This window comes from Ensifer aridi, assembly GCF_002078505.1.
In the GTDB taxonomy this organism is placed as follows: Bacteria; Pseudomonadota; Alphaproteobacteria; order Rhizobiales; family Rhizobiaceae; genus Sinorhizobium; species Sinorhizobium aridi.
This window is the reverse complement of sequence record NZ_LUAV01000012.1, coordinates 148936-162759: the sequence shown is the minus strand read 5'-3', so window position 1 is coordinate 162759 and position 13824 is coordinate 148936. Positions and strand designations below refer to the sequence as shown.

The 13824-nt window shown below is 61.5% G+C and carries 13 protein-coding genes and 1 riboswitch; of the genes, 5 read left to right on the top strand and 8 right to left on the bottom strand.

Annotated elements, in window-relative coordinates; translation table 11 throughout:
• The first annotated feature begins 25 nt into the window (after positions 1–25).
• The 4 genes from AYK65_RS10905 (at position 26) to AYK65_RS10890 (ending at position 3493) form a co-directional block, all read left to right on the top strand.
• Positions 26–811: a DeoR/GlpR family DNA-binding transcription regulator gene (locus AYK65_RS10905; RefSeq protein WP_026617830.1), complete on the top strand. Its 786-nt coding sequence runs from the start codon at positions 26–28 to the stop codon at positions 809–811.
• On the top strand, positions 808–1575 hold the full coding sequence (locus AYK65_RS10900) for a triose-phosphate isomerase (RefSeq protein WP_046118841.1): 768 nt from the start codon (positions 808–810) through the stop codon (positions 1573–1575). Before AYK65_RS10905 ends, AYK65_RS10900 begins: the two co-directional genes overlap by 4 nt.
• Positions 1576–1618: 43 nt before the next feature.
• On the top strand, positions 1619–2056 hold the full coding sequence (derI, locus tag AYK65_RS10895) for a D-erythrulose-4-phosphate isomerase (RefSeq protein WP_026617828.1): 438 nt from the start codon (positions 1619–1621) through the stop codon (positions 2054–2056).
• Positions 2057–2206: 150 nt separating this feature from the next.
• On the top strand, positions 2207–3493 hold the full coding sequence (locus AYK65_RS10890; RefSeq protein WP_046118842.1) for a low temperature requirement protein A: 1287 nt from the start codon (positions 2207–2209) through the stop codon (positions 3491–3493).
• An 85-nt stretch (positions 3494–3578) separates the two neighbouring features.
• Here AYK65_RS10890 and AYK65_RS10885 read toward each other — a convergent pair whose 3' ends face one another.
• From AYK65_RS10885 to AYK65_RS10850, 8 genes are all read right to left on the bottom strand, one after another.
• A complete protein-coding gene (locus tag AYK65_RS10885) occupies positions 3579–5801 on the bottom strand; it encodes a TonB-dependent siderophore receptor (RefSeq protein ID WP_081158573.1) in 2223 nt (740 codons plus the stop codon).
• Positions 5802–5976: 175 nt separating this feature from the next.
• Complete coding sequence (locus AYK65_RS10880; protein WP_081158331.1) at positions 5977–6861, bottom strand: AraC family transcriptional regulator; 885 nt, start codon at positions 6859–6861, stop codon at positions 5977–5979.
• Positions 6862–7019: 158 nt separating this feature from the next.
• On the bottom strand, positions 7020–7493 hold the full coding sequence (locus tag AYK65_RS10875) for a 6,7-dimethyl-8-ribityllumazine synthase (RefSeq protein WP_026617824.1): 474 nt from the start codon (positions 7491–7493) through the stop codon (positions 7020–7022).
• Positions 7494–7586: 93 nt separating this feature from the next.
• A riboswitch (FMN riboswitch) is annotated at positions 7587–7757 on the bottom strand.
• Between the two features lie 121 nt (positions 7758–7878).
• The gene (locus AYK65_RS10870; RefSeq protein WP_046118844.1) at positions 7879–8940 is read right to left on the bottom strand and encodes an ABC transporter ATP-binding protein; all 1062 of its coding nucleotides are present in this window, start codon (positions 8938–8940) and stop codon (positions 7879–7881) included.
• A gap of 4 nt (positions 8941–8944) precedes the next feature.
• The gene (locus AYK65_RS10865; protein WP_026617822.1) at positions 8945–9733 is read right to left on the bottom strand and encodes an ABC transporter permease; all 789 of its coding nucleotides are present in this window, start codon (positions 9731–9733) and stop codon (positions 8945–8947) included.
• Positions 9730–10620, bottom strand: coding sequence for an ABC transporter permease (locus AYK65_RS10860; RefSeq protein WP_046118845.1), 891 nt, complete (start codon positions 10618–10620; stop codon positions 9730–9732). Before AYK65_RS10860 ends, AYK65_RS10865 begins: the two co-directional genes overlap by 4 nt.
• Before the next feature lie 71 nt (positions 10621–10691).
• Positions 10692–11792, bottom strand: a complete 1101-nt coding sequence (locus AYK65_RS10855; protein WP_081158330.1) for an ABC transporter substrate-binding protein — start codon at positions 11790–11792, stop codon at positions 10692–10694.
• Between the two features lie 200 nt (positions 11793–11992).
• Positions 11993–12871, bottom strand: coding sequence for a MurR/RpiR family transcriptional regulator (locus tag AYK65_RS10850; protein ID WP_026617819.1), 879 nt, complete (start codon positions 12869–12871; stop codon positions 11993–11995).
• A 172-nt stretch (positions 12872–13043) separates the two neighbouring features.
• Here AYK65_RS10850 and AYK65_RS10845 point away from each other — a divergent pair, with 172 nt between their 5' ends.
• Positions 13044–13817 (top strand): N-formylglutamate amidohydrolase, encoded by a 774-nt coding sequence (locus tag AYK65_RS10845; RefSeq protein WP_046118846.1) that lies wholly within the window; start codon positions 13044–13046, stop codon positions 13815–13817.
• Positions 13818–13824 lie beyond the last annotated feature (7 nt).

Below are 13824 nucleotides of genomic sequence, written 5' to 3'. Positions count from 1 at the left end.
GGTTGCGCTGGGCTCGGGACGTGCGATGAAACCGGAAGACAGGCGAGAGGCGATCATGGAGGTGCTGATGGAGGCGGGAACGGCCTCCGTCGAGGATCTTGCGCTGCGCTTCGGCGTCAGCAAGATGACCGTTCACCGCGATCTCGACGACCTTGAGCAGGCGGGGCTGTTGCGCAAGGTCCATGGGGGCGCCTCGATTCAATCGAGCCCGCAATTCGAAAGCGATTTCCGCTATCGGGAAAAGATCGCGGCGAGCGAGAAGCGGCGGATCGCCGAGCACGCGGCAACGCTGATCGAGCCCGGCCAGAGCATCATCATCGACGACAGCTCGACCACCGGCGCGATTGCCGCCTTTCTCAAGGATATCCGCCCGCTCACCGTCATCACCAACAATCTCGGGGTGATCGCCGAGCTTTCCGGCGCGCCGGGCATCAATCTGATCGCGCTCGGCGGGCATTACAGCAAGAAATTCAACGGGTTCTTCGGCATCGTTACCGAGGAGGCGTTACGGTCGCTCCGCGCCGACGTGGCCTTCCTGTCGAGTTCGGCGATCGAGGGCGCGATCGCTTTCCATCAGGATCAGGAGGTCGTGCAGACAAAGCGCCAGATGGTGAAATCGGCAAGCCGCAAATACCTGCTCGTGGATCATGGCAAGTTCGGGCGCTCGGCTCTGCATTTCCTGACCGGGCTTGAGGCCTTCGATGCCGTGCTGAGCAGCGACGGCGTTTCGGACCAACACGCGGCGGTTCTCGACGATACCGGGGTTAAGCTCATCAGGGTCAGCAATCAAAGGATATCGGAGAAGGCATGAGCAAGTCAGGGCTCTGGGTCGGCACGAGCTGGAAGATGAACAAGACGCTGGCGGAGGCGATGACCTTCGCCGACGGTCTTGCCGCCGCCGATGCTTCGCGCGACCCGCGCATCCAACGTTTCGTCATTCCGCCTTTTACGGCGGTTCGGCAGGTGAAGGAGAGGCTGAAGGCGACGAGCGTCAAGGTCGGTGCGCAAAACATGCATTGGGAAGATGCAGGGGCCTGGACCGGAGAGATCTCCCCCCTGATGCTCAAGGACTGCCATCTCGACATCGTCGAGCTCGGTCACAGCGAGCGCCGTGAACATTTCGGCGAGACCGACCGCACCGTGGGGCTGAAGACCGCGGCTGCCGTGAAGCACGGTCTCGTTCCGCTGATCTGCATCGGCGAAACGCTCGCCGAACGGGAGGCCGGCCAGGCGGATGCGGTGTTGACGCGTCAGGTGGAAGGCGCCTTCGCCTTCCTCGAAGGAGCGGCCACGAATGCGCCGATCCTGCTCGCCTACGAGCCCGTCTGGGCGATCGGGGTAAACGGCATACCGGCGACCGCCGATTATGCAGATGCTCGCCACAGACTGATCGCCGAGGTCGCAAAAGCCGCGCTCGGCGTCGTAGTGCCGGTGCTCTACGGCGGCAGCGTCCACCCTGAGAACTGCGAGGAACTGATCGCTGAGCCCCATATCGACGGTCTTTTCATCGGCCGTTCGGCTTGGGACGTCGGCGGCTATCTCGACATTTTGCAACGCGTGGCCAAGGCGATTTGAGAATCGCCACATGGTCTCCAACAAGTGCGGAAAGGAAACATCCATGAAAATCGCGATCGGAGCTGACAGCGCAGGCAAGCCCTTGCTCGACGTCATCGCCGCGCATCTCGCCGGCAAAGCCGATATCGAGGTGAAGGACTTGAGCCATGCCGGCTATTATGCCGATCTCTCTCGCGATCTGGCGCAGACGATCACGGCCGGCGAGAACGACCGCGGCATCCTGATCTGCGGCACCGGCATCGGCGTCTGCATCTCGGCCAACAAGGTGCCGGGCATCCGTGCGGCGCTGACCCACGACACCTATTCCGCCGAGCGCGCGGCGAAGTCCAACAATGCCCAGATCATCACCATGGGCGCGCGCGTCATCGGGCCGGAGCTGGCGAAATCGATCGTCGATACCTGGCTTGCCTCGGAGTTCGACCCGAACGGGCCTTCGGCCGCCAATGTGCAGGCGATCGACCGTCTCGACGCCGCAAGGTGACGACCGCGATTTCTGCAGGCTCAGGCTGATCCTCCCTCATGGGCCTGTAGCGAGGCGCCCGGCAGCAATGCCGGGTGTTTTCGCTTTTGCGGCCTTGACGGATTTTCGGCAAAGACTTGAAGATGCCCGCGCATCAGCGAGGAGCATTTCATGTCCGAGACCAAACAGCCGGGCGCGCATCACGTATCAAGAATGAGCGGGCGCGACCCGCATGAGGGACATCGCGCGGCGACGCCGCTCGAATTGCTCTTCGACCTGACCTTCGTCATCGCCTTCAGCCTTGCCGCGTCGCAGCTCGCGCATCTGCTGGCGGAAGGGCATTTCAAGGCCGGGCTGATCGGTTTCGGCTTCGCCAGTTTCGCGATCTGCTGGGCCTGGGTGAACTTCTCCTGGTTCGCTTCCGCCTACGACACGGATGACTGGGTATTCCGCTCAGTGACGATGGTGCAGATGGTCGGGGTGCTGATCCTCGCCATCGGACTGCCGCCGATGTTCGAGTCGATCGACAAAGGTGAATACCTCAACAACGGCGTCATGGTGCTCGGCTATGTGGTGATGCGCGTTGCCATGGTATTCCAGTGGCTTCGGGCGGCCCGTCAGGATCCTTCCCGCCGCAAAGCCTGCATGACCTATGCAACGGCCGTTTCCATCGCCCAGCTAGGCTGGGTCATCCTGATCTTCATCGATTTCTCGCTACTTGTGACCTTGGCCTTCGTCGTGGTGTTGACGGCAGTCGAGATGGCGGGGCCGGTAATCGCGGAATCGTTTCAGGGAGGAACGCCCTGGCATGCCCACCATATCGCCGAGCGCTATAGCCTGCTCGCTATCATTGCCCTCGGCGAAGGCGTGGTCGGAACGGTCGCTTCGGTCACGGCCGTTGTCGAAGGGCACGGCTGGAACCCTGACGTCGCCCTCGTCTGCATCGCTGGCACGGGACTGACCTTCGGCATGTGGTGGATCTATTTCATGCTTCCGAGCGCGGAGATCCTGCACCGGTTCCGCAAGCGCGCCTTCGTTTGGGGCTACGGTCACATGCTGATCTTCGCCGCGATCGTCGCTACCGGCGCTGGCTTGCATGTCGCCGCCTATTACATCGAGCACAAGGCGCATATTTCCTCGGTGGCAACGGTGATGACGGTGGTTGTTCCCGTGGCGATCTATGTGGCGCTGATCTATGCTATGTATACCTATCTGCTGCGCCGTTCGGACCGTCTCCACATTTGGCTTCTGGCCGGCACGGCGTTCGTGCTGGCCGCATCGGTTGCTGCAGCGGCAGCGGGCATCCCCATGACGATATGCCTCATCATCCTGATGCTGGCGCCGGTCGTGACGATCGTTGGTTATGAGTTTGCGGGCCACCAGAACCGTGTGCGGGCGTTGCAGGATGCGCTGAGGGAGGAGCTGCACCCGGATCAGCAACCGATCTCTACCCGTTGAATGTCGAATCGGATCAGTGGCTTGGTGATCTTCCAATACTTGGATTCAGGTCCTTCACACGGCGATTCAGCTTCTTGAGCGGAGGTCACCATGTCTTGCTGAGCTTCAGCGTGAACGTCCTGCTTTCGCCGTAGCCGCAGGTCAGGAGGCCCTGGCATCCTTTGACATATTCCTTGTCGAAGAGGTTGGCGACGTTGAGCGATGCCGCCCAGTCGTTCTTCTCGTAGCGTATGGCAGCATCGACCAGCGTCGCAGCCGGAACTTTCTTCGTGTTCTCTGAGTCGGCCCAGGATTCGCCCTGGTGCCGGACGCCGGCGCCGAGGCTTACGCCTTCGAGCGCTCCGGTCGGAACCGTGTAGTCGAGCCAAAGCGAGGCCTGCGTTTCGGGGATGAGATAGGGCGACTTGCCGAGCAGCGACGGATTTGTGTCTTCCGTAATCTCGATGTCGGTATAGCTGAAAGCGGAGATGACCTTCCAGTTTTCATCAAGGTTGATCTTGCCCTCGAGTTCGATCCCGCGGGAGCGCACTTCACCCCGCTGGGTGGAGATCCCAAGGGTGTCGGTCACCTGGACATTCCGCTTGGTTATCTCGAAGACGGAGGCGGTGAACAAGCCGTCGATAAAGGTCGGCTCGTATTTGATTCCTGCTTCGTACTGGAGGCCTTCTTCGGGTTTCAGGGGAATCAGAATCGTGACCAGAGGATCCGGGTCCGAGTCGCGCGAGCCCACGAGCGGGTTGAAGAAGGTGGCGACGCTCACATAAGGCGTGAGGCCGTTCTCGAACTCGTAGGCGAGACCAGCGCGGCCGCTGAGCGCGCCGTCATCATATCCAAAGTTGGAAGGCCCGGACCAGGCGGTAGGGCCGTTCTTGAGGTCGGTGTCCACATAGTCGTAGCGGCCGTTGAGCGTGACAAGCCAACCGCCGCCGAAGCGAATCTGGTCCTGGACGTAGATGCCGAGCTGCTGCTGGGTGAAAATTTGGTTGATGTAGACGGCGGTTGGCCCCTGCGGCACACCGTAGACCGGATCAGTGGGGCTGATCGGCGTCGCGCCTCCCGACGCCCCGACATGGTCAAGCCGGTAGTATTTGTAGTCGAGGCCGGCGAGAAAAGTGTGGGTCGTGCCGCCGAGATCGAAGTCCGTCTCGGCCCGGTTGTCGATTGAGAAGCTGTCCACCTTCGACGTCGCCTCGAAGCCGATGCGGTTCAGGAGGTAGTCCGGACCGATGGGCTCGACATTGCCAAAGCCCGGGCCGACATAGCCATAGGGATAGGGGTACTTCTCGTGCTTGTGGAGATGGGCGTAGCGCGCGTTCTGGGTGAAGGTCCAGCCGTTATCGAAGTCGTGCTTGAACTCGTAGCCGAGCATCTGCTGGGTGTAGGTTCCCTCGTCGATATCCGGCTCGCCGAAGTAGGCATCCCGGTCGATCTTGCCGAAGGGCGCATCGACTACGGTTCCCACATAGGGCAGGAAGCCGTTGCCGACATGGACTTGATCGAGTCCCTGCAGCAAACCATAGACAGTAAGGCTGGTTGCTTCGTCGGGCGCATAGGTCACTTGAGGAAGGATGAAACCGCGCACGTCTTTGGAAACATCCGAGTAGTTGTCCCCGCCGGCGATCTTACCGGTCAGGCGATAGAGTAACGTTCCATCCTCGGTCAGCCGGTCGTTAACGTCGAAGCCGGTGAAGGCGTTGCCGTCGCTGTTGATGCCGAGCTCGTTATAGTAGAGAGGCTCGTCGAGCGGCCGCTTGCTGATCAGATTGATGATACCGCCCGGATTGGCGCCGCCATAGAGCACGGAGGCCGGCCCCTTCAGCACCTCGATCCGCTCCAGCATGAAAGGATCGATCTGGAAATTGCCGAAAGCGTAGCTGTAGAGGGAGAGGCCGTCGAGAAAGACACCTGTCTGCGCGGCGTCGAAGCCTCGGACGTAGAACCAGTCGGTGTCGGGATCGACACCGAAGGGCGCGGCCATCACGCCGGGCGTATAACGCAGCGCCTCGTCGACCTTGTTGACGACGGCTCGGTCGTCCAGTTCCTCGCGGCCGACTACGGATATCGATTGCGGAATCTCGGTGAGGGGAGTGGCCGTTTTCGAACCGGTCGCCGTGGCCTTGGCGACGTAGCCGTCGACTGGCCCGGTGGCGCCGTCGTCCGCAACATTCCCGCCCTCGACGACGAGCCGTTCAAGCTGAGTGGCGCTTCCATCCTGCGCCAGCGCCACGCCCGCAGCCATCAACGTGGCAAGTGCCGCTCCGCTCGCCAAGACATGCTTCAGATGTGCCCCATGATCCTTGCGCTTCATGTCTTCATTCCTGCCACGAATTCGGCCGAGCGCGCCCATCGCACCATTACCGGTTTTGTTCAATGATAAGGTGAGTGATTAAATCAACTATACGGGCCCGGCTTGTCGCAGTCGGGGAAAATTGAACGATCCTGGGCAAATTTTGCGCAGTGCACACAGGCGGGCGTCGCGTTTGTTAGGCCCCGCGGCTCTTTTTCCAGAGGGCCGGAGTCGTGCCGATCGTCTTGCGAAAGACGCGGGTGAAATGGGCCTGATCTGCAAAGCCGGTCTCCGCGGCGACCGTCGTGAGCGACACGTCGGTCTTGAGCAGCATCTGCTTTGCCCGCTCGACCCGGGCATTCATGTGCCACTGGTGAGGGGCGACACCGGTCGAGGATTTGAAGGCATGGCTGAAATGTGATTGGGAGAGGCCGGTGAGGTTTGCAAGTTCCTCCAGCCGGACGTTGCGGGCGAAGTTCTCCTCGATGAAGTCGATCGCACGGCGCAACTGCCAGCCCGCCAACTGGCTGCGCTTGCGGGGCTCGCGCTTGCCGATTTTCATGAGGTCGACGAAGAGCGCTACCGTCAGCCCGTCGCCGTAGAGATCATGAAGCGGTTGCGGATTGAGGCATTCGGCCGCGATCAGACCTGCAAGCCGGAGAAAGCGCTCGTCCTGGAACATCAGCCGGGGCCTGTCGATAGCGGCGGAGTCCAGATCTTCCTTCAGGCGCCGGCTGAGCGCATCGACATCGAAGTGCAGATCGAGATGCCGGATATAGTGGACGTCGACCACATCGGTCCACAATTCCATCCCGGCAGGAATATAGGAGAGGGCTTGCCGATGATAGTTCTGGACGACACCCTTGCCGTTTGCGGCCAGCTTCACCCTGCAATTGCCGCCACCTTTGGCGTCGAGGACGATGAACATGCGCGGGTCCTCGGCAACGTAATAGCCGCCGGCATGCGGAACGCACTCCACGTCCCAGACATCCGCGACCACACCATTCCATTCGCGGCGGTTGAGGCCGCCTATGATCGAAAAACCGCTGATCTTGTTCTGCATGCGCGGCTGAAATGTCATGGTCGTTTTCTCGGCCGGCACCCACAGCCGGCAAGGATAATCTTTCAGATTTTGTCAAGTTTACTAACGTGGTCGCACGAATTTTCAATCGGCGCAAATGCGAAGGGGCGCGACCGATGCCAGCCGCGCCCCTTCGCATTTCTTTTAGAGGAAGCTGCTCAGGCGTTGATCAGCGCCAGCTTCGCGCGGGCGTCGAGGATTTGCGCGCAAGCATTGGCGGCTTCCTCGCCCTTGACGACGAAATGTTCGCGGAAGAAGGCGATCAGCGGCTCGCTTTCCTGGAAGTTGTGAGGCGTGAGCACGGCAGAGAGCACCGGCACGTCCGTGTCGAGCTGTACGCGCATCATGCCGTCTAGGACAGTGCCGGCGACGAAGTCGTGCCGGTAGATACCGCCATTGACGACGAAGGCCGTGCCGAGGATCGCCGAATAGCGGCCGGTTTTGGCGAGCGTCTGCGCATGCAGAGGGATTTCGAGTGCACCCGGCACGTCGAAGATCTCGACGTCGGCGGTGTTGCCGCCGAGTTTCGCCCATTGGGCGACGAAGGCGTCGACGCACTGGTCGACGATATCGGCGTGCCAGCGGGCGCGGACGATAGCGATCTTGGTGGAGGGATGGGAAAGGATAGTCATGGTCTCAAGCCTTTCAGGGTTGGCGTTTTTTCCAATGATCCCGTCGGGCGAACATGCATGCACGACAGCCCCCGGGGAGGGGGCGCCGCTTCTGCTTGCTCTCTTCCATCCGGACTGTAACCGTCGGCTCCGGAATTCGACCGGATCTGCTGACCTTCAGGCGCTGAAGCTGCCCGAAGCGCTCGCGGGCTCCGACCCGGCGATCATGTCGATCGCCTTGCCGCTACCGCCGGTGGGGAATTTCACCCCGCCCTGAGAACGCTTGCGACTATATCGGCCACTCGGCTGCGGTCAAACGCGCCGAGCGACGAAAAAGCGGGAAATCGCGACAGATCTTTCCAAGGACATCGGCGTGTCGGATAAATCGTTCCGGCAGGGCGCCCACCTACTCGCGGATGACGAGCAGGTCCTTGGCGGCGAAGCGTAGCGTGACGTGTTCGCCGGCGACCGGAGGGGTCATGCCCGGATTGTTGAACATGTCGAAGGAGATGATGTCGCCGCCGACGCGCAGCTTGGTGCGAATGACGGAGCCGAGAAAGCTCGTGGAGACCACTTCGCCGGGAAGGGCCGTATCGCCTGGCGCACCTTCGGCGATCGAGCCAGCCTCCGGCCTGAGCGCCAGCGAGATGCTGTCGCCGCCTTTGACGCCGGCAATGGGCTCTTTCAGAGAAATCCGCTGGTCGCCGATGGTGACGGCGCCGGTCGCGGGATCGGCCACCTTGCCCTCGATAATATTGAGCGTGCCGACGAAGGAGGCGACGAACCGGGTCGCCGGCGTATTGTAGATCTCGAAGGGAGTGCCGATCTGGTCGGCGCGGCCGGCATTCATGACGACGATCCGGTCGGAGATCGAGAGCGCCTCCTCTTGGTCATGCGTGACGAATACCGTCGTGATTCCGAGCTGCTGCTGGATCTGCCGTATCTCCTCTCGTAGCGAGATGCGGATCTTCGCATCGAGTGCGGAGAGCGGCTCGTCGAGCAGCAGCACTTGCGGCTTGACGGCAATCGCGCGGGCGAGCGCCACACGTTGCTGCTGGCCGCCGGACAATTGATAGGGGAAGCGGTCCGCCAGGTGCTCGAGCTTGATGAGCCCGAGCATCTGCTTCACCCGCATATCAATATCCGTTTTGGAGGCGCCTGCGACCTTGAGGCCGAAGGCGACATTGTCGTGAACGTTCATGTTCGGGAACAGCGCATAAGCCTGGAACACCATGCCGATATTGCGCTGGTTTGGCTTCAGCGTGCCCTGATTCTTGCCGTTGATGACGATCGAGCCGCCGGACGGCGTCTCGAAGCCGGCGATCATGCGCAGGATGGTCGTCTTGCCGCAACCGGAAGGGCCGAGAAAGGAAACGAATTCGCCCCTGTCGATGCCCATGTTGAAGTTGTGCACGACCTGAACCGGGCCGAAGGATTTTTGGATGTTCGTCAGCGTCAGGAATGCCATGTGATCAAGCCTTGGGCGAAGCGGATTGCTGGAAGCGGGACACGAGCTGAATCAGCCCCATGCTGAGCCAGGTGATGGCGAAGGCGATGACCGCGAGCGCCGAGGGCTCGTAGGCCTTGTTGGCGCCGACGAGCTGCAGATAGGGGCCAAAGGCCGGCCGGTTGAGCAGCGCCGCCATGGTGAATTCGCCCATTACGATCGCGAAGGTGATGAAGGCGCCGGAAAGCACCCCGCTCATCACGTTCGGGAAGATGCAGCGGAAAAGGATCGTCGGCCATTTGGCGCCGAGGCTCTCGGCCGCTTCCGTCAGCGTCCGGACATCGATTGCCCGCATGGCGGTATCGACGGCGCGGTACATGTAGGGAAGCGACAGCGTCATGTAGGAGAACATGAGCAGCGCATTCGTGCCGGAGGTCGAGCCGGTAAGTGGCAGGATCGACGAGGAATTGTAGAGCCTCAGATAGCCGAAGACGATGACGATCGCCGGAATGACGAGCGGTAGCAGTGTCACGAACTCCACGACGGGGCGGACCTGCGGCAGGCGCAGGCGCACCCAATAGGCCGTCGGCACCACGAGCAGCATGCCGAAGACGATGGTTAGCAGCGCCATTATGATCGAATAGCCGAAGGTCTCGCGGAACTGGATGTCGGAGAAAACCGACTGGTAAGCATCGAAGGAATAGGCGCCGCGCCGCATGCGCAGCGAGAACTCCAGCGTGCCGAGCAGCGGGATGATGAAATAGCTCGCTCCGACGGCGATGGCGATCCAGGCGCCCAGGCGCTGTGCTTTCATTTCTGCCACCGTTCGGCGCGCATCCGCAGCCAGATATAGAGAATGTTGGAAATCCCGGTGATGACGATCATGCCGAGGGCGAGCGCATAGCCGAGATTCGGGTTGTGCAGCACGTCGCCGCGGATCTGGGCGTAAAGGAGGATCGGCACGATGTTGAGCGAACTGCCGGTCAGCGCGTAGGCCGTCGCGATGGCGCCGAAGGCGTTGGCGAAAAGCAAAAGCGTCGTGCCCAGCAGGCTCGGCCAGAGGATCGGCAGTGCCACCATGCGCCAATATTGCCAGTGGGAGGCGCCGAGGATTTCGGCCGCTTCGCGCCACTCTCGCTTTAGGCCGTCCAGCGCCGGCGTCAGGATCAGGACCATCAGCGGGATCTGGAAATACATATAGGTGATGGTCAGCCCGAAGAAGCTTAGGAGATTGAAGCCGGTCGAATAGAGGTTGAAGCCGAACCAGTCGCGCAGGAACACGGTGACGAGACCTGTACGGCCGAGCGTCGCCAGAAAGGCGAAGGCGAGCGGCACGCCGGCGAAGTTCGACGCAACGCCCGAAAAGGTGAGCAGGCCGGAGCGGACCCAACTCGGCACGCCGCCGAGTACGATCGCCCAGGCGAGAAAGAAGCCGATCAGCGCGCCGCCGAGCGACGAGGCGACCGACACCCGGATCGAGATCCAATAGGCGGAGAGGATCGAAGGCGTGAACAGGTCGGCGATATTCTTGAGCGTGAACTCGCCCGCGGGCGTCAGAAAGGCGCCGGTCACGAGGTAAAGCGTCGGCACGACCAGGAACATCAGCGCGAAGATCATGAAGGGCGCGATGCCGAGCCAATCGATGATCGCCCGTTTGCTGATCAGGGGTGCTGTCGTTGTTGCTGTTGTTGTCGTGGTCATCGAGGCTTCGGCCGTCCCGGCGTCAGAGAAAAGCCTCCCCGCCCGTCGGGGCGAGGAGGCCGAGATAGCGATTACTGTACGTTTGCGCCGACGACGCTGTCCCACTTGGTGGTGATTGGTGTCTTGCCGGCTTCCTGTTCTTCAAGCGTCGGGAAGACGGCTTTTTCGTAGGCCTCTGCCGGCGGCAGCTTGTCGAGCAGTTCCTGCGGGATCTTGCCGTTCTTGGCGAGATCGTTGAAGCGGATCGGGTGGCAATAGCCCTTCAGCCAGCCGAGCTGACCTTCGTCCGAATAGAGGTATTCCATCCAGAGCTTGGCCGCGTTCGGATGCGGTGCGAAGGCGGAGATCGCCTGGACGTAAACGCCGGCGACGACGCCGGAGGCCGGAACGACGACCTCGACCGGCGGATTGCCGTTCAGGCTGTCGCGCCAGGAGAGACCGTTGTAGTCCCAGGCGATGATGATCGGCGTCGAGCCCTGCGCGAGCGAGGCGGACTTGCCGATAACCGGAACGAAGTTGCCCGCCTTGTTGACTTCGGCGAAGAAAGCGAGACCTGCTTCGCCAGCCTTTGCCGGATCCTTTTCACCGGCGGCGAGACCGGCGGCATAGACCGCCTGCACGGCCTGGTTCGAGGTGCGCGGATCGCCGGCGAGCGCGACCGAGTTCGCATAGTCCGACTTCTTGAGGTCGGCCCAGTCCTTCGGCACATCCTTGACGATATCGGTATTCACGACGAAGGAGAGAACGCCGTAATAGTCGCCGTACCAGTAGCCGTCGGCGTCCTTGGCGCTGTCCGGGATCGTGTCCCAGGTCGAGACCTTGTAGGGCTGGATCAGGCCTTCGGCCTTGGCCGACGGACCGAAGGAGAGGCCGACGTCGATGACGTCAGGGGCCTGCGGGCCGGTGTTGCCCTTGTTGGCCTTGATGGCCTCGATCTCGTCGCCGGAGCTGGCGTCGGGGTTCAGCTCATTGACTTCGATGCCGTACTTGGCCTTGAAGCCGGCAATGAGATCGCCGTATCCGCACCAGCTGTGGGGAAGGGCGATCGTGGTCAGCGTGCCTTCCTTCTTGGCGGCGGCGATGAGCTCCTCGCTCGGCTCGGCGGCGATGGCCGTCGTTGCAAGCAGCATTGCGGTCGAGAGCGAGAGCAGGCGTTGAGTCTTTGAAATCACTGGTGTTCTCCTTATGGGTTTTCAGCCAATTTCGGCGATGCTGTTAAAGAGATGCGATGAAGCTTGTGTGACAGGCTCTGTCCTGTTCGCGCCAAACGTGTCGGCTTCGGAATGACCCGCTTTCGAGCCCGTGCGTGACGGCGTTTTGCACCTCCTTGATGTCTTTCGTTTCGGAAACTTCAACCCTCGGGCGGTCCCTCCTAGACCGGCTTACGGAAGATGCGCGTTGAATCGAACAGGCCTTCGAGCGTCTTCATACGATCGCGGGTTTCGTCCCAGTTCGTGCTCTGCACGGCCTCGATCAGTGCCTCGACGAGGAAGAGCAGCATCACGGAACTATCCCAGGCCGAGGGCACTTCGATCTGGGCGCGGAAGACCTTGGAGGAGGACTTGGCGACCGGCGAGCCCCATTGATCGGTGAAGAGGATGATCTCGACGCCACGCTCGCGGGCGAAACGGGCGAGCGTTTCCATCTCCTGCTCGTAACGGCGGATGTCGAACAGGATCAGGACGTCGCCCTGCTTCATGTCGAGCACATAGTGCGGCCAGGAGCTCGGATTGACGGCGATCCGGGTGACGCCGGTGCGGATGACCTGGAGATGGGTGAAGAGATAGTCTGCAAGCGAGCGGGTGATGCGCCCGCCGACCAGATAGACATTGCGCTTGCGGTCGGCGACGACTGCTGCGGCCGCGTCGAATTCGCGGGGTTCGATCTGAGAAAGCGTCTGGCGCATATTGCCCATGATCGCGTCGGCGAAACGGTTGAGCGTATGGGTGCCCGGCGCGCTCGCCGCCCAGCGATCATGCTTGGCGATTGGATTGGAGATCGTCGCCTCGAGTTCCTGGTGGAGCCTTGCCTGGAAATCCGGAAATCCGCGGAAGCCGAGCTTCTGGACCATGCGGGCGACCGTCGGGGTCGAAACGCCGGCATTCTCGGCGACCGTGGTGATCGAGCCGAGGCCGGAAACCGGATAGTTATCGAGAAGTGTCTCCGCCAGCCGCCTTTCCGCGCGCGTCAGCGCGGCGAAATGTGCGTTGATCACATCCGACACGGTCATAGATGTTGCGTTGCCGTTCAATGCTCTTGCCCCTCGGCCGGTCTTCGCCAGCTTGTGAGAAATTAAACATCGCTGTCACAATCAGAGTCAATCACATTCTTGAAGAGATCGTTTCAGATTCTGATTGACACTGGTCGATTCGTGAAGAATTCTTTTCACAAATATCGTCTGACGAGGCACAGGGGAGCCGGTTTTGACGGGGCTTTTGACGCAGGCAGAGGGCGGCCCGGTCGCCATCGAGAATGCCGATGCGAAGGGAGAATTCCTCTTCGTCTGCGAGCACGCGTCCCGCCGCCTGCCGGAACGTCTCGGTACGCTCGGCCTTTCCGAAGAGGCGCTCGAGAGCCATATCGCCTGGGACCCGGGAGCTCTGGCGGTATGCAGATTTCTCGCGAAGCGGCTCGACGCCACGCTCGTCCATCAGCGTTTTTCACGCCTAGTCTACGACTGCAACAGGCCGCCGGAATCCGATGCGGCAACGCCTGTCGTCAGCGAGGTCTATGAGGTCCCGGGCAACAGGACGATGTCGGCAGCCGAGCGGCGGGCGAGGGTGGACGAGATCTACCTGCCGTTTAAAGAAGCGGTCTCTCAGCTCATCAGCGACCGCCGGGCTTCGGGCAGGCGGCCTGTTCTCGTCACCATGCACAGCTTCACGCCGGTCTATTTCGGCGAGCCCCGCTCTGTCGAAATCGGCATTTTGCACGACGCCGACAGTCGGCTGGCGGACCGCATGCTTGCCGCTGCAGCCGTTGGAGACGTGGGCTACGATATCCGCCGCAACGAGCCCTATGGACCGGCCGACGGCGTGACGCACAGCTTGATCGAATACGGCATCCGCTTTGGCGTGCCGAACGTCATGATCGAGATCCGCAACGATCTCATCCGCAACGAGATCGGCCAAAGGGTCGTGGCCGATTATCTGGAAGGGCTGCTCACCACGGGCGTAGCGGCGCTTCCGGCAAAATAAAAAGACC